The organism is Dankookia sp. GCM10030260 (genome assembly GCF_042666655.1).
Classification (GTDB): Bacteria; Pseudomonadota; Alphaproteobacteria; order Acetobacterales; family Acetobacteraceae; genus Paracraurococcus.
Genome location: NZ_JBHTDE010000011.1, coordinates 71,447 through 88,735, shown reverse-complemented (window position 1 = coordinate 88,735; position 17,289 = coordinate 71,447). Strand labels below are relative to the sequence as shown.

The window sequence follows — 17,289 nt, the reverse complement described above, 5'->3', positions numbered from 1 at the left end:
CCCCTTGCCCGTCATCTCGACGTGAGCCTCGCCGCCCGAGGCGCCCTGCGGCGTTGGAAGGCAAACCAATGAGGAGGAATGCCATGAGGCTTCTCACGGCGCTGGCGCTTGCCGCGCCCCTGATGGCGTGCAATGCCGTGCTGGCGCAGCAGCCGAAGCCGGAGGGCAATACCGGCGCCGGTGCGGCGATGTCCGGCGCGCAGTCGCAATCGACCGGCGTGCCGGCCGGCACCGCCACGCCGCAGCCCAACCTGCATAGCCCGGCTCCGCCCGGCGCGCCCGACACGCCGGCGCGGCGCCGCCCGGAAGGCAATCTCGGCTCCGGCGCGGCGATGGGCGGGGCGCAGTCGCAGGGCATGGGCGCGCAGCCCAATGCCGGAAGCACCGCCCCGCCGCAGCCGACCCAAAGCCCGGGCGCGGTCCGCTAGCCCTTCCCGCCCGCCAGCTTGTAGCCGGCCTTCTCCGCGGCGGCGCGGCACATGTACCCGCCATCCGCGGTCTTGCCGTAGAACTGCGTGCCAGCGGCATGGAAGATCTGGCTGCCGGGATTGGCCCAGACCACCGGGTCGCCGCCGCAGGCCCGCTTGGCCGAGGCCTCGGAGGCGAAGCGGCCGCTGCCGTCCGCCACCGCCGGCGCGGCGCCGGAGGCCCCAGCGGCGGTGCTGCCGCTGAGGCAGGCGCTCATGAAGCGCTGCCGCGGTTCGCCGCTGAGGCTCTTCGTCGCGGCCTCGGCGTTGCAGGATTTCATCCGGTCCTGCTGCGCCGTCAGCGGCGGCGGGGCGGCCGCCGTGGTCCGGCCCGCGAGGCAATCGCTCATGAAGGCCTTGCGGGCGTCCCCGGCCAGGGTTTTGGCCGCCGCATCGGCGTTGCAGGAGGTCATCCGCTCCTGCTGCGCCGTCGGGGCCGGCTGCGCGGCGGCCGGCGCCGTCAGCGCCACCAGGATCGGCAGCGCCAGCAGGGCGTGGCGGCGCATCAGCGCGGCTCCCGTGCCGTCATCGGCGCCAGCGCCTCGGGCGAGGCGCTGCGGGCACTTACCGCGGCCGCGGCGCGGTCGAGCGCATCGGCGGTTTCCTCGGTGCTCAGCCAGCGGTGCACCAGCCCGCCGACGACGCCGCCCAGGATCGGCGCGACCCAGAACATCCACAGTTGCTGCAGCGCGACGCCGCCCAGCACGAAGGCCGGGCCGGCGCTGCGGGCCGGGTTCACGCTGGTGTTGGTGACCGGGATGCTGATCAGGTGGATCAGCGTCAGGCAGAGGCCGATGGCGATCGGCGCGAAGCCCTTGGGCGCGCGTTCCGAGGTGGCGCCGAGGATGACGATCAGGAAGAAGAAGGTCATCACCACCTCGGTGACGAAGCCGGAGCCGAAGTCGAACTTGCCCGGCGATGCCGCGCCGTAGCCGTTCGCCGCCAGGCCCTTCACCGCGATGTCCCAGCCCGGCTGGCCGGAGGCGATGGCGTAGAGCACGAAGGCCGCGACCGTGGCGCCGATCACCTGCGCCGCGATGTAGGGCAGTGCCTCCCCCGCCTTGAAGCGGCCGGCGGCGACCAGGCCGCAGGTGACCGCCGGGTTCAGGTGGCAGCCGGAGATATGGCCGATGGCGAAGGCCATGGTCAGGACGGTGAGGCCGAAGGCGAAGGAGACGCCGAGCAGGCCGATGCCGACCTCGGGGAAGGCGGCGGCCAGCACGGCGCTGCCGCAACCGCCGAGCACAAGCCAGAAGGTGCCGAAGAATTCTGCCGCGAGCTTGCGAGACACAGCTGATCCCTCCAATCGGGGCGACCCCTCCGGTGCCCGCATCATCCGTCTATTGTAGACCGAGTTACACGCTGTCACCGGGCGTCGCGGAATCGTGTCGACGGTCCCGCTGAACCGATGCGCGGGCCGCGCGGCCGGGTGTCCGTTTCGATTTGCATGGTGAAGTGTCTCGGCAACTTGACATTCCGCGCTGCGCCGCCTGAATTCCCCGCATGAGGATACGTCGCCGCCAAGGCCTGGATCGCGTGGCATGAGCCGGCGCGTCGTCGTCATCGGCGCCGGCGTCGGCGGGCTCGCCGCGGCGCTCGACCTTGCCGCGCGGGGGCGGGAGGTGCTGGTGCTGGAACGGGCCGCGGCACCCGGCGGCAAGATGCGGCAGATCACCATCGGCGAGGCACGCATCGACGGCGGCCCGACCGTCTTCACCATGCGCTGGGTCTTCGAGGAGCTATTCGCCGCGGCCGGCGCCGACCTGGCCGACCATCTGGCGCTGGCCCCGGTCGCGGTCCTGGCGCGGCATGCCTGGGACGGCGACGCGGCGCGGCTCGACCTGTTCGCCGATGTCGGCGCCTCGGCCGATGCGATCGGCGGCTTCGCCGGGGCGGCCGAGGCGCGCGGCTACCTGGATTTCGTCGCACGGGCCAGGCGGACCTATGCGGCGCTGGAAGGTCCCTTCATCCGCGGCGGCAAGCCGACGCCGGTCTCCCTCGTCAGCCGCGCCGGGATCGGCGGCGTCGGGCGGCTGCTGCAGACCTCGCCCTTCAGCTCGCTGTGGGCGGCGCTCGGCGAGCATTTCAGGGACCCGCGGCTGCGGCAGCTGTTCGGCCGCTACGCCACCTATGTCGGCTCCTCTCCCTTCCTGGCGCCGGCGACGCTGATGCTGATCGCGCATGTCGAGCAATCCGGGGTCTGGCTGGTGGAGGGCGGCATGCATCGCATCGCCCGTGCCATCGAGGCGCTGGCGCAGACCAAGGGCGCGCAGTTCCGCTACGGGGCGGAGGTTGCGGCGATCCTGACCGAGGGCGGTCGCGTCCGCGGCGTGCGGCTGGCGGATGGCGAGGTGATCGAGGCCGCCGCGGTGGTCGCCAATGCGGATGCCTCGGCGATCGGCACCGGGCGGTTCGGTGCGGGCGTCGCCAAGGCGGTCGATGCCGTGCCCCGGTCGCGCCGGTCGCTGTCCGCCATCACCTGGGCCATGCATGCGGAGACCGCGGGCTTCCCGCTGGTGCGGCACAACGTCTTCTTCTCGCGCGACTACCCCGGCGAGTTCGCCGATCTCTCCGCCCGCGCGCGGGTGCCGGCAGCGCCCACCGTCTATGTCTGCGCCCAGGACCGCGGCGACGACGATACCCCCCCCGACGGGCCGGAACGCCTGCTCTGCCTGATCAACGCGCCGGCGCGGGGCGATTCGACGCCGATGAGCACGGCCGAGATCGAGGCGGCGGCCGAGGCCAGCTTCGGCGTCATGCAGCGCGCCGGGCTCCGCATTGCCCGCGACCCGGCGCGCGAGGTGCTGACCACGCCCTTCGGCTTCGAGCGGCTGTTCCCGGCGACCGGCGGCGCGCTCTACGGCATGGCGGTGCATGGCTGGCAGGCGAGCTTCAGCCGGCCGGGCGCCCGCACCCGGCTGCCGGGCCTGTATCTCGCCGGCGGCAGCGCGCATCCGGGCGCCGGCGTGCCGATGGCGACGCTGTCCGGCAGGCTGGCCGCGGCGGCGGTGCTGGAGGATATCCGATGAACGCGATCATCAAGACGCGCGGCTGGGAATTCGACCGTCCCGTCCCGCCGCATGGCTATGCCTGGTGGTATGTCGATGCCCTGAGCGACGACGGCAGGCACGGCATCACCATCATCGCCTTCATCGGCACGGTGTTCTCCCCCTGGTATGCCTGGTCGCGCCGCTGGGGCGCCGGTGACCCGGAGAACCACTGCTGCATGAACGTGGCGCTGTACGGTTCGCCGCGGCGCTGGGCGATGACCGACCGGCCGCGCACCGCGCTGCGGCGCGGGCCGGACTTCCTGCAGATCGGGCCGAGCGGGATGGAATGGGACGGCAATGCCCTGACCATCCGTATCGAGGAGGTGACCGCGCCGATCCCGACCCGGCTGCGCGGCACGGTGCGGGTGATCCCGCAGGCGGTCTCGACGCGCGCCTTCCTGCTGGATGCGGCGGGGCGGCATCGCTGGCAGCCGATCGCCGCACGGTCCCGCGTGGAGGTGACGCTGGAGAGCCCCGCGCTGCGCTGGTCCGGCCCGGCCTATTTCGACACCAATGCGGGCAGCGCGCCGCTGGAGCAGGATTTCGTCGACTGGGACTGGTGCCGCGCGCCGATGCCGGACCAGACCGCGGTGCTCTACAACGCGCTACGCCGCGACGGCACGGCGCAGTCGCTGGCCTTGCGCGTCGGCGCCGACGGCACGGTCGAGGATGTCGAGCCGCCGCCCGCCGCCGCCCTGCCGCGCGGCTTCTGGGGCGTGGCGCGGCCGGCGCGGTCGGAAGACGGCACGGCGCGGCTGGTCCGCCCGCTCGAGGACACGCCCTTCTACACGCGGTCCGAGATCCGCACCCGGCTGCTGGGGCGGGAGGCGACGGCGGTGCATGAAAGCCTGGCGCTGGACCGCTTCGCCGCGCTGCCGATCCAGGTCATGCTGCCGGTGAAGGTGCCCCGCGCCCGGCGCTAGAGCGCGATGGCCCGAGGCGGAATCGTCGGAAGCCTGACCCGCGCGGCCCGACAGAGGCCGCAGCACGATGCGTGAGCGACGCCGGCATCATGCTCCAGGCGACGATGCGCCGCCGATGCGCGTCCTGGGTGTTTCCACCCAGGACGCCCGCAGGCTAGGCCGAGGCCACCGTCCAGTAGTCGCCGAGCGGCGCGGCATAGAGACCGAGCGCGAGGGGTGTCGCGCCGTCCATGAGCCATTCGCTGTAGGCGCCGTCGGCGCCGCGCCAGAGCAGGTCGGCCTTGCCGTCATTGTCGTAGTCGGCGGCATCGACGGGGGTCCAGAACCGCCCCGGGTCGGGCAGGATGGCCATGGATTTCGGCGCGTTGTTGTCCATCAGCCAGATCGAGGTCGCCCCCGCCGCCGCGTTGTACCAGAGCAGGTCGGCACGCCGGTCGCCGTCGAAATCGGCGATGGCCACCAGCCCCCAGCTGGCGTCGGGACCCAGGAAGGGCGCATCCACGCTCTGCATCACCCCGGTCTGCAGCGGCGTCGCCGTATTCACGTTGCGGATCAGGAAATCCCCGGGCGAGGCCGCGCTGCGGAACAGGATGTCGTCGCGCCCGTCACCGTTGAAGTCGCCGACGCCGGCGAAGGCATCGTCCACCGGCACCGGCGCCATGCTGCCGATGCCGGTGGAGGGGATCTTGCGGTCGCTCGCGTCGTAGGATCGCCATGACCCGTTCGGCAGCGCGGCGCTGGGCGGCGTGAAGCCCAGCATGTCGTCCATGCCGTCGCCGTTGAAGTCGCCCGCCGCCACCAGCGGGATCGCGCTGCCATACAGCAGCACCCGGTCGCCATGCGTCTGCCCGTCCGCCGACCAGTGCCAGATCGTCAGGTTGCCGCCCGCCGGCGCCCAGAGGAAATCGGTGGCGGGCGCGGGATCCGCGCCGAAATCGCCGAGGAGGGCGAGCGTCCAGCCCGGCCCCGGGCTCGGGATATAGACGGAGCCGAGGCCGCTGCGGCCATCCGCGGCCATGTACCAGATGCTGTAGTCGCCATTCGCGCCCTGCCACAGCAGGTCGGTATTGCCGTCCGCGTTGAAGTCCAGCCTGGCCGTGTGAGTCGTGTTGCCCATTGTCGTCCCAATTGATGCGCCGATGGCCGCAGTCTCCGCCGTTGCGGCGGGCGGGCGGTGACACGTCCCGGCGAGCCTGGCTGTTCCGCGGCCGCGTGGCGCCGAAGCGGCAGCGCCGCCGCGATCAGCCCGCGCTGTGCGGGACCGGCCCGGCGTCCGACCAGCCGACGTCGAGCGTCGCCACCTCGCCGAAGGGCACGCCGCGCCGCTTCGCCTCGCTGATGATCGGCCAGGCGGTCCAGGGCATGGTCAGCAGCGGCAGCGGGTCCCGGCCCCGCCAGGTCACGTCGCGCGTGCCGAACAGGTGGCGGATATTGGCGCGGAAGCGCGGCCAGTCGCCGAAGCTGTCCTGCGTCTCGGTCACGCAGGACCAGAATTGCTGCAGCCGGCGTTCCGGCCGGAAGCGCAGCGGATGCGCGGGGTCGAGGATGGCCGGCGCGAGGTCGGCCTCGGCGAAGAAATGCAGGCCGCTGGTGGTGCGCGGGTTGCACTCGATGCCCCAGGGCTTGCCTGCCGCGTCGACGATCAGGTCGAAGGCGATGAAGCCGCTCCAGCCGGTCGCTTCGACGAATCGGGCGATCCAGGCCTCGATCGCCGGGTGGTCCACCCGCTCGAACCCCACGGCGACCGACCCCGACATCAGCGTGCCGCGATAGACCGCGGTGGCCTGGACGCGGCCGTCCTGCGCCAGGGTGCAGCTGCTGTGCTCCTGCCCGACCACCAGGCGCTGCACCACGGCGGGTTCCGGCGGTGGCAGCGGCGCACCGCGGGGGATGCGGCGGACGCCGCGGCCGGAACAGGAATGCGTCGGCTTGACGATGACGTCGGTGGCGTCCGCCAAGCCGCGCGCCGCCGGGTCGTCCAGCGCGAAGGTCTCCGGCACCGCCAGCCCGGCCTCGGCCGCCGCCAGGGCGAAGCCGTGCTTGTCGTGCAGCCGCAGCACGAGCCCGGGCGGCATGGCGAGCAGCCGCACGCTGTCCGGCAGCAGCGGGCGGAGATGCGCGACATGCATCGCCTCCTCCGAGACCGGCACGACAAGCGCAGCGCCCTCCTCCCGCACCACCCGCGCGAGGTCGTGCAGATAGGCGCGTGCATCGACCGCCGGCGCGGTGACGCGGATGCTGCGGGCGACGCTGCGCGAGGCGCCGGCAAGGTGCCGCCGATGCGGCTCCGCGACCACCACCCGCCAGCCGGCACCCGAAAAACTGCGGGCGATGTCCAGCGCCTTGGGCAGCCGCCCCAGGGTCAGCAGCACCGTGTTCATGCTGCGGGGTTCATGGTGCGGGGGTGACGCGGCACATCACCTGCTCCACCGGCCGGGTGGTGAGCCGCGCCGCCGGCTCCACCCGCTCCGGCGCCTCGACATGGAAGTCGAAGGCGCGGAACAGCCGGGCGATCAGCAGCACCGCCTCGATCGTGGCGAAGGCGGCGCCGGCGCAGATGCGCGGGCCGGTGCCGAAGGGCAGGTAGGCGCCCGGCGTCATCTCCGCCTCGCGCTCCGGCAGGAAGCGGTCGGGGTCGAAGACGTCCGGGTCCTTCCAGTAGCCGCGATGCCGGTGCAGCACCCAGGGCGCCACCATGATCAACGCGCCGCGCCGCACGCGGGTCTCGCCCAGCATCGTCGCCTCGTTGGCGATGCGCGGCAGGAAGGTGATGGGGGGATAGAGCCGCAGCGTCTCGCGGAAGACGTTGCGGATGAAGGTCAGCCGCTTGGTGTGCTCGAATTCGATCGGGCCGTCGCCGACGACCTCGGCGATCTCGGCGCGCAGCCGGGTGACCAGCGCCGGCTGGGTGGCCAGGATGAAGAAGACCCAGGTCAGCGCGCTGGCGCTGGTCTCGTGCCCGGCCAGGAACAGCACGCCGAGCTGGTCGATCAGCTCCTCCCGGGTGAAGGCGCGGCCCGTGCCGTCGCGCGCCTCGACCACCTTGCTGGCGATATCGTCGAAGGAGGCGCCGGCGGCCAGGTGGCCGTCGAGCAGGACGCCGAGATGGCCGCGGATCAGCCGGCAGGCCTCCAGCACGTCGGGCTTCTGCGGGATGCGGGTCCAGGCCTTGTCCATGATCAGCCGGCGGATTTCCACTTGTGCCACGCTGCGCTCGAACACCGTGAAGGCGTCGAAGACGTCGTGCGCGGCCGAGTGTTCCAGGCCGGTCGAGAAGACCGTGCGGCAGATGATGTCGGCGGTCAGGTGCGACATGGTCAGGTCGAGCGAGAAGCGCTCGCCGCGGCCGGCGCGCTCCGCCAGCGTCGCCTCGCACAGCGCCGCGCCGGCTTCCATCGCCGGGAAGGCGCGGTTGACGCGCATCAGCGTCAAGGACGGGTCGATCATCGCCCGCTGGCGCCGCCAGGTCTCGCCGGAACTGACGAAGATGCTGTCGCCGATCAGCGGCTCCAGCGCATTCACCATCAGGTCGCTCTTCGGGAAGATGCCGTCCGGGTCCAGCAGCACCTGGCGCACCAGGTCCGGCCGGTTGACGATGAGGGTGGACCGGCGCGACCAGCCGAGCGGGCCGATCTCCATCCGGTAGGCGGCGGCCGGCAGCAGCGCCAGCAGGTTGCCGTCGCCGCGCAGGGCGACGCGGATCAGCGCGATCAGCGCGGGACGGGAGATCGGGCGCGGGGGAATGTACACCGGGCGCTCTGCTCCTCGGGCGTGCCGTTTGCTTTACACCAGACTATGTCAGGTGGCATTGTCAGGGCAACCGCCGGCTAGAGAGCACCCATGGAGCGCCTGCTCTTCGATGTCCTGATCGCCGTCCATATCCTCGCCGGCACCACCGGCGCGGTGGCCTTCTGGGTGCCGGTCATCGGCCGGAAGGGCGGCGAAACGCATCGCCGCGCCGGCCGGGTCTTCACGGTGGCGATGCTGATCACCGGCGCGCTGGCGATCGGCATGAGCATCTTCACGTTGATCGCGCCGATGGAGACCCACCCGCATCTGGTCGGCATGTTCGACGCGCCCTTCATCCGCGGCGTCTTCGGCTGGATGATGCTGCATATGGGCGTGCTCACCATCAACCTCGCCTGGTATGGCTGGCTGGCGGTGAGGAACGGCCGGCGGCGGGAGAAGGGGCGCGAGTGGCGCAACCTGACGCTGCAGCCGCTGGTCATCATCGCCGCGCTGAATTGCGCGATGCAGGGCTGGCTGATCGACATGCCGCTGATGATGGGCATTTCCATCGTCGGGGTGGCGACTGGGCTGACCAACCTGTGGTTCCTCTACAAGCCGCGGCCGGGGCCGATGGACTGGCTGAAGGAACATGTGAAGGCCTTGGTCGGCGCCGGAATCTCGGTCTACACCGCCTTCATGGCCTTCGGCTCGGTGCGGCTGATCCCGGAACTGGCGCTGAACCCGGTGATGTGGGCGATTCCGCTGAGCACGGGGATCGGGCTGATCCTCTGGCACTGGCGGAAGATCGATGCGCAGACCCGGGCGCGAGCCGCGGCGGCCTCGCCACGGCACGCCCGCGCCTAGAGTGTGATCGTCCGAGGTGAACTCACCGAAAGACGTCAATCACACGATAAAGCAATAAGCCGGACCCTGTCAGGGGCTTCGATCGGCGCCTGACGGAGCCCCGCGGCGGACCAGGGCGCCCGGCGCCGGCACCACCTCGTCCAGGATCTTCGCCGAGCAGATCACCCCCGGCACGCCGGCGCCCGGATGCGTGCCGGCGCCGACGAGATAGAGGCCCTCCACCTCCTCGCTCACGTTGTGCGGGCGGAACCAGGCGCTCTGGAACAGCTGCGGCTCCAGCGAAAAGGCGGCGCCGTTCACGCTCAGCAGCCGGTCGCGGAAATCCTGCGGTGTCAGCACGCGGGAGGTGACGATATGCTCGCCGAGGCCCGGCAGCACGGTCGCCTCAAGCCGCTGCTGGATGGCGGCGCGGTAGGGCTCGGCCTGCGCCGCCCAGTCCGTCCCGCTGCCGAGATGCGGCACCGGCGCCAGCACGTAGAAGCTGTCGCACCCCGGCGGCGCCAGCGACGGGTCGGTCATGCTGGGACGGTGGAGGTAGAGGCTGAAATCCTCCGACAGGTGCTTCCTCGAGAAGATGTCCTTCAGCAGCGCCTCGTAGCGCGGGCCGAGCACCATGGTGTGGTGGTAGACCGAATCGAACCGCTTGCTGGTGCCGAAGTACCAGACGAAAAGGCTCATCGAATAGCGCGCCCGCGCGACCTTCGCGTCGGTCCAGCGCTTGCGGCCGTGGTGGCCGAGCAGCTTCGAATAGGTCCAGCCGACATCGGCGTTGGAGACCACGATGTCGGCGCCGATCGTCTCGCCCGAGGCCAGCGTGACGCCGGTCGCCCGGCCATCCGCCACCTCGATCCGCGCCACCTCGGCCTCATACCGCAGGCTGCCGCCGAGGCCCTGGATCAGCCCGACCAGGCCCTGCACCAGCGCGCCCATCCCGCCCATGGCATAGTGCACGCGATGGGTGCGTTCCAGATGCGCGATCAGGCAGTAATAGGCCGTGGTGGTCAGCGGGTTGCCGCCGATCAGCAGCGGATGGAAGCTGAAGGCGACCCGCAGCTTGGGGTGGCGGAAATAGTCGGAGACCTTGGCGAAGACCGTGCGGTAGCCCTGCAGCCGGATCAGGTCCGGCACCGAGGTCAGCAGCGTGCCGAGCTTGTGGAAGGGCTGGTCGACCAGCCGGGTGAAGGCGATGTCGTAGATCTTCTCGCTGTCGCGGATGAAGCGGTCGAAGCCCTCGGCATCCTCGGGCGAGATGCGCGCCACCTCGGCCCGCATGGCGTCGAGGTCGGCATGGCAGGACAGCGTCTCACCGTCGTCGAAGCGGATCTTGTAGAAGGGGTCGACCGGGCGCAGCACGACGTCGTCGGCCAGGCGCTTCCCCGCGACCTGCCACAGCTCCTCCAGCAGGTAGGGCGCGGTGATGATGGTGGGACCGGCATCGAAGGTGAAGCCGTCCTGGCGGAAGACATAGGCCCGCCCGCCCGCGGCATCGAGCTTCTCCAGCACCGTCACCCGCCAGCCGCGCGCACCCAGCCGCACCGCGGCGGCCAGCCCGCCGAAGCCCGAGCCGATGACCACGGCATGCGGTCGGCTGTCGCTCTGCATGTCCGGCATGGTGCCCTCCCCCCGGTTTCGCTACCACCCGCGCCGGGGGCGAACAAGCGACCCTGTTTCAGGTAAGGCCGAGCGTCAGCAGCGCAAGCGCGACGTAACGGCCGGTCTTGGCGATGGTGACCAGCACCAGGAAGATCCAGAGCGGCTCGCGCAGCACGCCGGCGATCACGGTCAGCGCGTCGCCGCCCAGCGGCGCCCAGCTCAGCAGCAGCGACCAGCAGCCCCAGCGGCGGTACCAGGCTTCGGCCTTGGCCAGTTGCGGCGGCGTCACCGGGAACCGGGGGTGGTCGCGCCAGCGATGGATCCAGCGCCCGAGCACCCAGTTCACCACCGCGCCCAGCACATTGCCGATGCTGGCGACCAGCACCAGCAGCCAGGGCGGCTGCCCGCCGGCCAGCAGCAGGCCGACCAGCACGGGTTCGGACTGGAAGGGCAGGATGGTCGCGGCGCCGAAGGCGGCGAGGAATAGGCCGCCATAGGCCGCCAGGTCGATCATCCGCGCATCCTGCCACGAAAGCGGCTTGCCGTCCGCGCCCGGTGCGGCCTCTCATGCGGCCATGCACGATCTACGAGCGGAATTCGCCCTCGACCCCGGTTTTCTCACCGTCAACCATGGCTCCTTCGGCGCCACGCCGCGGCGGGTGCTGGCGGCGCAGGCGGACTGGCGGGCACGGCTGGAAGCGCAGCCGAGCCGCTTCATGGTGGAGGTGCTGACCCCCGCGCTGCGCGCCGCCGCCGCGCGGCTCGCCGGCTTCCTGGGCTGCGATGCCGATGGTCTCGGCTTCGTCGACAATGCGACGGCGGCCTGCAACGCGGTGCTGCGCTCGGTCCGGATCGGCCCGGACGACGAGATCCTGCTGCTGAGCCATGCCTATGGCGCGGTGCGGAAGACAGCGGGCCATGTCGCCGCCGCGGCCGGAGCGCGGGTCGTCGATGCGCGCCTGCCCTTCCCGCGGCCGCGCCCCGAGGCGGTCGTCAATTCGGTCGCCGGCGCCATCACCCCTCGAACCCGGCTGGCGGTGCTGGACCACATCACCTCGCCCAGCGCGCTGGTGCTGCCGATCGAGGCCATGGTCGCTGCCTGCCGGGCGCGCGGCGTGCCGGTGCTGGTGGACGGCGCGCATGGGCCGGGACAGGTGCCGCTGGCGGTCGCAGCACTTGGCGCGGATTGGTATGCCGGCAACTGCCACAAATGGCTGATGGCGCCGAAGGGCTGCGGCTTCCTCTGGACCGCGCCGCAGCGCCGGGCGGAGACCCACGCGCCTATCCTCTCGCATGGCCTCGGCGAGGGCTACCTGGCGGAATTCGACTGGACCGGCACGCGCGACCCCGGCGCCTTCCTGGCGGTGACCGACGCCATCGAGGCCCTCGAGGCGCTTGGCGGCCCGGCGCTGATGGCGCGCAACCGTGCCATGGCGTTGGCCGCCGGCGGGATGCTGGCGGCGCGGCTCGGCACCGAGGTGGCCGCCCTGCCCGGGATGGCCGGCAGCATGGCGGCGATCCGGCTCGACCTGCCCGGCCCGGCGACGCGCGAGGCGGCCATCGCCCTGCGGGCGCGGCTGCTGGCGGCGGGCACGGACGCACCGGTCTCGGCGATCGATGGCGGCTTCTGGCTGCGGATCTCGGCCGCCGCCTACAACGAACCGGCGGACTACGAGCGGCTGGCCGTGCTGCTCGGCGCCACGCTGTGACTTGACCGGACATGCCCGCACGGCTGAGGCTGGCCGGATGGACCTGCCCATCACCGGCTGGCACGCGCATGTCTACTACGACCCCACCACCACGAAAGCGGCGGCCGAGACCCTGCGCGAGGGCATCGCCGCCGGCTTCCCCGCCGCGGTGCTCGGCCGCTGGCACGAGGTGCCGGTCGGGCCGCATACCGCGGCGATGTACCAGGTGGCCTTCGCGCCGGAGCTCTTCCCCCGTTTGGTCCCCTGGCTGGCGCTGCACCGCGCGGCGCTGTCGGTGCTGGTGCATCCAGAAACCGGGCGGCAGCGCGCCGACCACACCCGCCACGCGCTCTGGATGGGCCCGCCGCTGCCGCTGAAGGCCGAGATCCTGCCGGAATAGCCCCGCCCGGGATCAGCTTCCCGACCCGCCCTCGATCACCTCGCCGAAGCGCTGCCAGGTGGTGCCGGTCCAGCGCGCCAGTTGCATCTGCCGGATCGGATGGTAGTTGGTCGGCGCGGTATCGACACGGATGCCGGGCAGCAGCACCTCGAGCTCCAGCCCCTTCAGGTTGGCGGCCTCCTGGACCATCCGCTCCCGCGTCAGCTCCCGGCCGCATTGCCGCAGCGCCTGCACCATGGTCGCGGCGATGCCATGGCCGAAGATGTTGCCGGCATCGGTCACGTCGCCCTCGGGGTAGTAGCGCTGCATGAAGCCGCGCCAGGCCTGCATCCCGGCATCCGCGCGCCAGGAGGGGTCGGTCGGGTCCTTCAGATAGGCCGAGGTGATGATCCCCGTCCCCTTCTCCCCGCCCGCCGGCAGCATCACCGTGCCGGCGGAGATCGAGACGTTGGTCAGGAAATGCAGCGCCGGGCGCCAGCCGATGTCGAAGACCTTGCGGATCGCCTGGGCGGCGAATTTCGGCGTGGTGGCCGTGAGCAGCACCGTCGCGCCGCTGCCCTGCAGCGACAGGACCTGGCTGTCGATGGTCGGGTCGGTCACCTCGTGCGAGGCGGTGGTGACCACCGCATCGAAGCGGTTCTTCAGGATGTCCCGCACGCCGGTGAGGTAGTCCTTGCCGAAGTCGTCGTTCTGGTAGAGCAGCGCCATCCGGGCGTTCGGCGCCTGGGCCAGCATGTGCTTGGTGTAGATCTGCGCCTCGGTCCGGTAGCTCGGCTGCCAGCCGATGGTCCAGGGCGTGTCCTGGTAGCTGCCCCATTTGTCGGCGCCGCTGCCGATGAACAGATGCGGCACCTTCCGCTGGTTGGCGTAGCGGACGATGGCGCTGTTGGCCGCGGTGCCGATGTTCTGGAACAGGCAGGCGACCTTGTCCTGCTCGACCAGGCGGCGGACCTGCTCGACCGTCTTCGGCGGGCTGTAGCCGTCGTCGTAGGAGATGAAGTTGATCTTGCGGCCGGCGACGCCGCCCTGGTCGTTCACCATCCTGAAATAGGCCGCCTCGCAGCGGGCGATGGTGCCGTAGGCCGAGGCCGGGCCGCTATAGGGCGCGGTGTTGCCGATGCGGATCTCGGTCGCGGTGATGCCGGTGGCATCGGCCGCGCGGCCAAGCCGTGGTGCCGCGAGCATGGCACCCCCGAACGCCGCGAGAGCGGTACGTCGATGCAGCATGGTTGCCTCCCTGGGGCTTTTGGCCCGGGTCGGCGGACCGCCGGCGGGCGGCGGCATCCTGCGCCGGGGCGGCCCCGGCGCGCCACCGAAAAGGCCGGGGAGGAAGTATCCTCCCTGGACCCACCTCTATTCTTCCTGGGTCTGGCACCTGCCGCGCGGCGAGTGCCTGACTCACAAGAAGCAAAGGAGGGGTTGGGGAGGAAATGCTTTTTCCTCCCCAACCTTGCCTTCTTCCCTGATGGGTACTCAGTCCAATTTCATCCCGGCATAGCCCGCCGCCGCCACCGCATCGCAGCGGGCGCGATACTGCGGCGCGCCGCCCTGGTATTGCAGGATGCGGCGGACCGTCTTGCCCTCCACGTTGCGGTTGATGCCGGTCGCCCAGGAATCCACCTGGGTATAGAGCATGCCCTCGGCCAGCTCCTCAATATGCGCCGACCACTCGGCCTCGGCCGCCGGCGTCGCCTCGGCGCGCGTGATGCCATGCACCTGCATGTGGCGCAGCAGGTCGGTCACCCAATCGACGTTCTGCTCGATGCAGCGCGGGATGTTGCAGCGGGTGGAGGCGTTGTGCGGCCCGACGATGGTCAGCAAGTTCGGGAAGCCGGCCGACATCAGGCCGAGATAGGTCTTCGGCCCATCCGCCCAGTGGTCCTTCAGCCGCTGCCCAGCCGTTCCGCGGAATTCGATCCGGTCGAAGCTGCCGGTGACGGCGTCGAAGCCGGTGGCGTAGATGATGATGTCGAATTCGTACTCGGCCGCGCTGGTGCGGATGCCGGCCTCCGTGATGCGCTCGATCGGCGTCTCCCGCGTGTCCACCAGCGTCACATGCGGTAGGTTGAAGGCTTCGTAGAAGCGGGTCTCCTGCGGCACGCGCCGGGTGCCGAAGCCGTGGCATTTCGGGATCAGCATCTCGGCCACCGCGGGGTCCTTCACCCGCTGGCGGATCTTGCGGGCGACGAAGTCGCTGAACAGCGCATTGGCCTTGGGGTCGGTCAGCACGTCGCGGAAATTCGCCATCCAGATGCCGAAGCCAGGTTCGGAATAGCGGCGTTCCCAGAAGGCCTCGCGCTCGGCCTCGGTCACCTCGAAGGTGCCGCGCGGGTCGGTGTCGTGGATGTAGCAGCCGGGGGTTCGCCGCAGCAGCTCGAACATCTCGGGGTAGCCGGCCTTGATCTTCGCCTGCTGCTCGTCGGTGATCGGCGCGTTGTGCAGCGGCGTGCACCAGTTGGGCGTGCGCTGGAAGACGGTGAGCTGGCCGACCAGCGGCGCGATGGTCTGCACCACCTGCACGCCGGTGGCGCCGGTGCCGATGACGGCGACGCGCTTGCCCGCGAAATCCACCGGCTCGTGCGGCCAGCGATAGGTGTGGAAGGAGGTGCCACGGAAGTCGTCGAGCGCCGGGATGCGCGGCAGGGTGGCGGCGGAGAGCGGGCCGATCGCGGTGATCAGGATGCCGGCGCGATGCGTCTCGCCGCTGTCCAGCACCACCTCCCATTGCCGCGCCGACTCGTCGAAGGCCGCGCTGGCGACGCGGGCCTCGAAGCGGATGTCGCGGCGGAGGTCGAAGCGGTCCGCCACATGGTTCAGGTAGCGCAGGGTCTCCGGCTGGGCGGCGAAATGCTCGGTCCAGTTCCATTCCTGCAGCAGCGCCTCGTCGAAGGCATAGCCGTAGGTGTAGCTTTCGGAGTCGAAGCGGGCGCCGGGGTAGCGGTTCCAGTACCAGGTGCCGCCGACGCCAGTGCCGGCCTCGAAGACCCGAACGGTCATGCCGAGCTGGCGCAGGCGATGGAGCTGGTACATGCCGGCGATGCCGGCGCCGATGATGATGGCGTCGAAGCCGGTGGCCTGCGGCGTCGCCACGGCGGCATCCGGGACATGGAGGTCAGGCACGGTTTCGCTCCCACTCTGGCTTTGCCGGGGAGTTTGCCGCCAAGCGGGACGCATGGCCATGCCCGGCGGGCCGCGGCAAGGCCGGGATGACGCGATGAGGCCGCGCTTGCTTGGGGGAGCTGGAGGAGGGGAAGGGATTCGAACCCTCGAAGGGCCTTGACGACCCTTAACGGTTTAGCAAACCGTCGCCTTCAGCCACTCGGCCACCCCTCCTCAGGTGCAGCAGGCCCACGACGTATGCAGGAGGCGTCTTACAGGCGGGCAGGCCGGGCGTCAAACCTCCCGGCCAGCCGTTCTGGGGGTCAGGACAACTCGACCGCGAAGCCCTTCGCCGTCGCCGGCCGGGCCATCATGCGGTCGTACCAGGCGGCCACGTTCGGCAGGGCGTCGAACGGCACCTGGTGGCGTTCATGCCGCCAGGCCCAGCCGAGGATGGCGAAGTCGGCGATGCTCGGCCCGCCTTCGGTCGCCACGTAGTCCCGCCCCGCCAGGCGGCGGTCGAGCACGCCGTACAGCCGCTCGGTCTCCTTGTGGTAGCGGGTGAAGCCGTAGTCCTTGGCCGGCCCGTCAGGCTGCATGAGGAAGTGGTGGACCTGGCCCGGCATCGGCCCGAAGCCGCCCATCTGCCACATCAGCCATTCCAGCACCGGCACCTTCGACCGCAGGTCGCTGGGCATGAACTTTCCGGTCTTTTCCGCCAGGTAGATCAGGATCGCACCGCTTTCGAAGACGCTGATCGGCTGCCCGCCCGGGCCGTCCGGATCGATGATCGCCGGGATGCGGTTGTTCGGGCTGAATTTGAGGAAGGCGGGGTCGAATTGCTCGTTCTTGGAGATGTTCACCGGCTTGACCGTATAGGGCAGGCCCATTTCCTCGAGTGCGACGCTGATCTTGCGGCCGTTCGGGGTGTTCCAGGTGTGCAATTCGATCATCGGGGGCTCCGGTCGGGACGTTTCCGCGGGAAGGCTAGCGGAAGCCCATTCCGGCGGCGAGGCCATGCCGCCGTGGCGCCACCGCCACGACGGATGAAAGTCGAAGCCGTTGATGCGAAACGCCTTCCCATTCGCTCCGCGGTGCAGCAACTTGGCACTGGCGCCGTTTCGTTTGGGGTACGACCGGTGCCCGATCGGGGGATGGTTTTTATGGATGCGGTGATGTTGCCTGGCTCACGCCGGAAATCGGTGGGGCTTGCCTATGTCTTGCTGGCTTTCTTCGGCCTCTTCGGCCTCCACCGGCTCTATCTCGGCCGCAACCTGTCGGGCGCCGGGATGGCCGCGATCACGCTGCTCTCGATCCCGCTGATCTGGAGCGGACTCGGGCTGCTCGGCTTCGTCGCCACGGGCACCTGGGCCCTGGCGGATGCGTTGCTGATCCCCTCGATGGCGCGCGAGACCAACCAGGCGATGCCGGCGCTGGCCTGATCGGCGGCAGCCCTTCCCCCGGGGGGCCGGACGC

The 17,289-nt window shown here is 70.8% G+C and carries 17 protein-coding genes and 1 tRNA gene; 7 read left to right on the top strand and 11 right to left on the bottom strand.

Translation table 11 applies throughout. The annotated features are described in order from the left end of the window. Nucleotides 1-83 precede the first annotated feature (83 nt). Complete coding sequence (locus ACFQS7_RS24735) at nucleotides 84-428, top strand: hypothetical protein (protein WP_380069820.1); 345 nt, start codon at nucleotides 84-86, stop codon at nucleotides 426-428. Here the strand turns inward: ACFQS7_RS24735 and ACFQS7_RS24730 are convergent. Both ACFQS7_RS24730 and aqpZ read right to left on the bottom strand, forming a co-directional pair. Continuing rightward, nucleotides 425-973: a PsiF family protein gene (locus tag ACFQS7_RS24730; protein WP_380069819.1), complete on the bottom strand. Its 549-nt coding sequence runs from the start codon at nucleotides 971-973 to the stop codon at nucleotides 425-427. The two genes, ACFQS7_RS24735 and ACFQS7_RS24730, sit on opposite strands and share 4 nt — an antisense overlap. Beyond that, nucleotides 973-1,758 (bottom strand): aquaporin Z, encoded by a 786-nt coding sequence (gene aqpZ / locus ACFQS7_RS24725; RefSeq protein WP_380069818.1) that lies wholly within the window; start codon nucleotides 1,756-1,758, stop codon nucleotides 973-975. Before aqpZ ends, ACFQS7_RS24730 begins: the two co-directional genes overlap by 1 nt. 250 nt (nucleotides 1,759-2,008) lie before the next feature. On the opposite strand from aqpZ, the gene crtD reads away from it, so the two are divergent. Both crtD and ACFQS7_RS24715 read left to right on the top strand, forming a co-directional pair. Continuing rightward, complete coding sequence (crtD, locus tag ACFQS7_RS24720; RefSeq protein ID WP_380069817.1) at nucleotides 2,009-3,496, top strand: 1-hydroxycarotenoid 3,4-desaturase CrtD; 1,488 nt, start codon at nucleotides 2,009-2,011, stop codon at nucleotides 3,494-3,496. Next, on the top strand, nucleotides 3,493-4,440 hold the full coding sequence (locus ACFQS7_RS24715; RefSeq protein ID WP_380069816.1) for a carotenoid 1,2-hydratase: 948 nt from the start codon (nucleotides 3,493-3,495) through the stop codon (nucleotides 4,438-4,440). Before crtD ends, ACFQS7_RS24715 begins: the two co-directional genes overlap by 4 nt. Nucleotides 4,441-4,594: 154 nt before the next feature. Here the strand turns inward: ACFQS7_RS24715 and ACFQS7_RS24710 are convergent, their stop codons facing one another. From ACFQS7_RS24710 to ACFQS7_RS24700, 3 genes are all read right to left on the bottom strand, one after another. Further along, nucleotides 4,595-5,557 (bottom strand): FG-GAP repeat domain-containing protein, encoded by a 963-nt coding sequence (locus tag ACFQS7_RS24710; RefSeq protein WP_380069815.1) that lies wholly within the window; start codon nucleotides 5,555-5,557, stop codon nucleotides 4,595-4,597. Between the two features lie 124 nt (nucleotides 5,558-5,681). Next, nucleotides 5,682-6,821: an ATP-grasp domain-containing protein gene (locus ACFQS7_RS24705; RefSeq protein ID WP_380069814.1), complete on the bottom strand. Its 1,140-nt coding sequence runs from the start codon at nucleotides 6,819-6,821 to the stop codon at nucleotides 5,682-5,684. A 10-nt stretch (nucleotides 6,822-6,831) separates the two neighbouring features. Further along, complete coding sequence (locus ACFQS7_RS24700; protein ID WP_380069813.1) at nucleotides 6,832-8,190, bottom strand: cytochrome P450; 1,359 nt, start codon at nucleotides 8,188-8,190, stop codon at nucleotides 6,832-6,834. Between the two features lie 90 nt (nucleotides 8,191-8,280). Between ACFQS7_RS24700 and ACFQS7_RS24695 the strand changes: the two genes are divergently transcribed. Continuing rightward, nucleotides 8,281-9,033 carry a hypothetical protein gene (locus tag ACFQS7_RS24695; protein ID WP_380069812.1) on the top strand — a complete coding sequence of 251 codons (753 nt, stop codon included), beginning with the start codon at nucleotides 8,281-8,283 and terminating at the stop codon, nucleotides 9,031-9,033. A gap of 69 nt (nucleotides 9,034-9,102) precedes the next feature. On the opposite strand, the gene ACFQS7_RS24690 is transcribed toward ACFQS7_RS24695, so the two are convergent. Both ACFQS7_RS24690 and ACFQS7_RS24685 read right to left on the bottom strand, forming a co-directional pair. Then, on the bottom strand, nucleotides 9,103-10,644 hold the full coding sequence (locus tag ACFQS7_RS24690) for a phytoene desaturase (protein WP_380069811.1): 1,542 nt from the start codon (nucleotides 10,642-10,644) through the stop codon (nucleotides 9,103-9,105). A 58-nt stretch (nucleotides 10,645-10,702) separates the two neighbouring features. Then, nucleotides 10,703-11,140: a YqaA family protein gene (locus tag ACFQS7_RS24685; protein ID WP_380069810.1), complete on the bottom strand. Its 438-nt coding sequence runs from the start codon at nucleotides 11,138-11,140 to the stop codon at nucleotides 10,703-10,705. Between the two features lie 61 nt (nucleotides 11,141-11,201). On the opposite strand from ACFQS7_RS24685, the gene ACFQS7_RS24680 reads away from it, so the two are divergent. Both ACFQS7_RS24680 and ACFQS7_RS24675 read left to right on the top strand, forming a co-directional pair. Further along, nucleotides 11,202-12,335 carry an aminotransferase class V-fold PLP-dependent enzyme gene (locus tag ACFQS7_RS24680; RefSeq protein ID WP_380069809.1) on the top strand — a complete coding sequence of 378 codons (1,134 nt, stop codon included), beginning with the start codon at nucleotides 11,202-11,204 and terminating at the stop codon, nucleotides 12,333-12,335. A 37-nt stretch (nucleotides 12,336-12,372) separates the two neighbouring features. Further along, nucleotides 12,373-12,714, top strand: a complete 342-nt coding sequence (locus ACFQS7_RS24675) for a DOPA 4,5-dioxygenase family protein (protein ID WP_380069808.1) — start codon at nucleotides 12,373-12,375, stop codon at nucleotides 12,712-12,714. Nucleotides 12,715-12,726: 12 nt separating this feature from the next. On the opposite strand, the gene ACFQS7_RS24670 is transcribed toward ACFQS7_RS24675, so the two are convergent. The 4 genes from ACFQS7_RS24670 to ACFQS7_RS24655 form a co-directional block, all read right to left on the bottom strand. Continuing rightward, nucleotides 12,727-13,941: an ABC transporter substrate-binding protein gene (locus ACFQS7_RS24670; RefSeq protein WP_380069807.1), complete on the bottom strand. Its 1,215-nt coding sequence runs from the start codon at nucleotides 13,939-13,941 to the stop codon at nucleotides 12,727-12,729. Between the two features lie 246 nt (nucleotides 13,942-14,187). Beyond that, complete coding sequence (locus tag ACFQS7_RS24665; protein WP_380069806.1) at nucleotides 14,188-15,834, bottom strand: flavin-containing monooxygenase; 1,647 nt, start codon at nucleotides 15,832-15,834, stop codon at nucleotides 14,188-14,190. A 120-nt stretch (nucleotides 15,835-15,954) separates the two neighbouring features. Then, nucleotides 15,955-16,047, bottom strand: a tRNA-Ser gene (locus ACFQS7_RS24660). A gap of 89 nt (nucleotides 16,048-16,136) precedes the next feature. Next, a complete protein-coding gene (locus ACFQS7_RS24655; RefSeq protein WP_380069805.1) occupies nucleotides 16,137-16,766 on the bottom strand; it encodes a glutathione S-transferase family protein in 630 nt (209 codons plus the stop codon). 222 nt (nucleotides 16,767-16,988) lie between these two features. On the opposite strand from ACFQS7_RS24655, the gene ACFQS7_RS24650 reads away from it, so the two are divergent. Then, the gene (locus tag ACFQS7_RS24650; RefSeq protein WP_380069804.1) at nucleotides 16,989-17,255 is read left to right on the top strand and encodes a TM2 domain-containing protein; all 267 of its coding nucleotides are present in this window, start codon (nucleotides 16,989-16,991) and stop codon (nucleotides 17,253-17,255) included. The last annotated feature ends 34 nt before the right edge of the window (nucleotides 17,256-17,289 follow it).

Excerpts from the sequence above, each read along its gene's own strand:
- ACFQS7_RS24685 (WP_380069810.1), bottom strand. The coding sequence starts at position 11,140 with ATGATCGACCTGGCGGCCTATGGCGGCCTATTCCTCGCCGCCTTCGGC.
- ACFQS7_RS24655 (WP_380069805.1), bottom strand. The coding sequence starts at position 16,766 with ATGATCGAATTGCACACCTGGAACACCCCGAACGGCCGCAAGATCAGC.
- ACFQS7_RS24690 (WP_380069811.1), bottom strand. The coding sequence starts at position 10,644 with ATGCCGGACATGCAGAGCGACAGCCGACCGCATGCCGTGGTCATCGGC.
- ACFQS7_RS24670 (WP_380069807.1), bottom strand. The coding sequence starts at position 13,941 with ATGCTGCATCGACGTACCGCTCTCGCGGCGTTCGGGGGTGCCATGCTC.
- ACFQS7_RS24730 (WP_380069819.1), bottom strand. The coding sequence starts at position 973 with ATGCGCCGCCACGCCCTGCTGGCGCTGCCGATCCTGGTGGCGCTGACG.
- ACFQS7_RS24710 (WP_380069815.1), bottom strand. The coding sequence starts at position 5,557 with ATGGGCAACACGACTCACACGGCCAGGCTGGACTTCAACGCGGACGGC.
- ACFQS7_RS24650 (WP_380069804.1), top strand. The coding sequence starts at position 16,989 with ATGTTGCCTGGCTCACGCCGGAAATCGGTGGGGCTTGCCTATGTCTTG.
- ACFQS7_RS24715 (WP_380069816.1), top strand. The coding sequence starts at position 3,493 with ATGAACGCGATCATCAAGACGCGCGGCTGGGAATTCGACCGTCCCGTC.
- ACFQS7_RS24735 (WP_380069820.1), top strand. The coding sequence starts at position 84 with ATGAGGCTTCTCACGGCGCTGGCGCTTGCCGCGCCCCTGATGGCGTGC.
- ACFQS7_RS24680 (WP_380069809.1), top strand. The coding sequence starts at position 11,202 with ATGCACGATCTACGAGCGGAATTCGCCCTCGACCCCGGTTTTCTCACC.
- ACFQS7_RS24675 (WP_380069808.1), top strand. The coding sequence starts at position 12,373 with ATGGACCTGCCCATCACCGGCTGGCACGCGCATGTCTACTACGACCCC.
- ACFQS7_RS24705 (WP_380069814.1), bottom strand. The coding sequence starts at position 6,821 with ATGAACACGGTGCTGCTGACCCTGGGGCGGCTGCCCAAGGCGCTGGAC.
- ACFQS7_RS24695 (WP_380069812.1), top strand. The coding sequence starts at position 8,281 with ATGGAGCGCCTGCTCTTCGATGTCCTGATCGCCGTCCATATCCTCGCC.
- crtD (WP_380069817.1), top strand. The coding sequence starts at position 2,009 with ATGAGCCGGCGCGTCGTCGTCATCGGCGCCGGCGTCGGCGGGCTCGCC.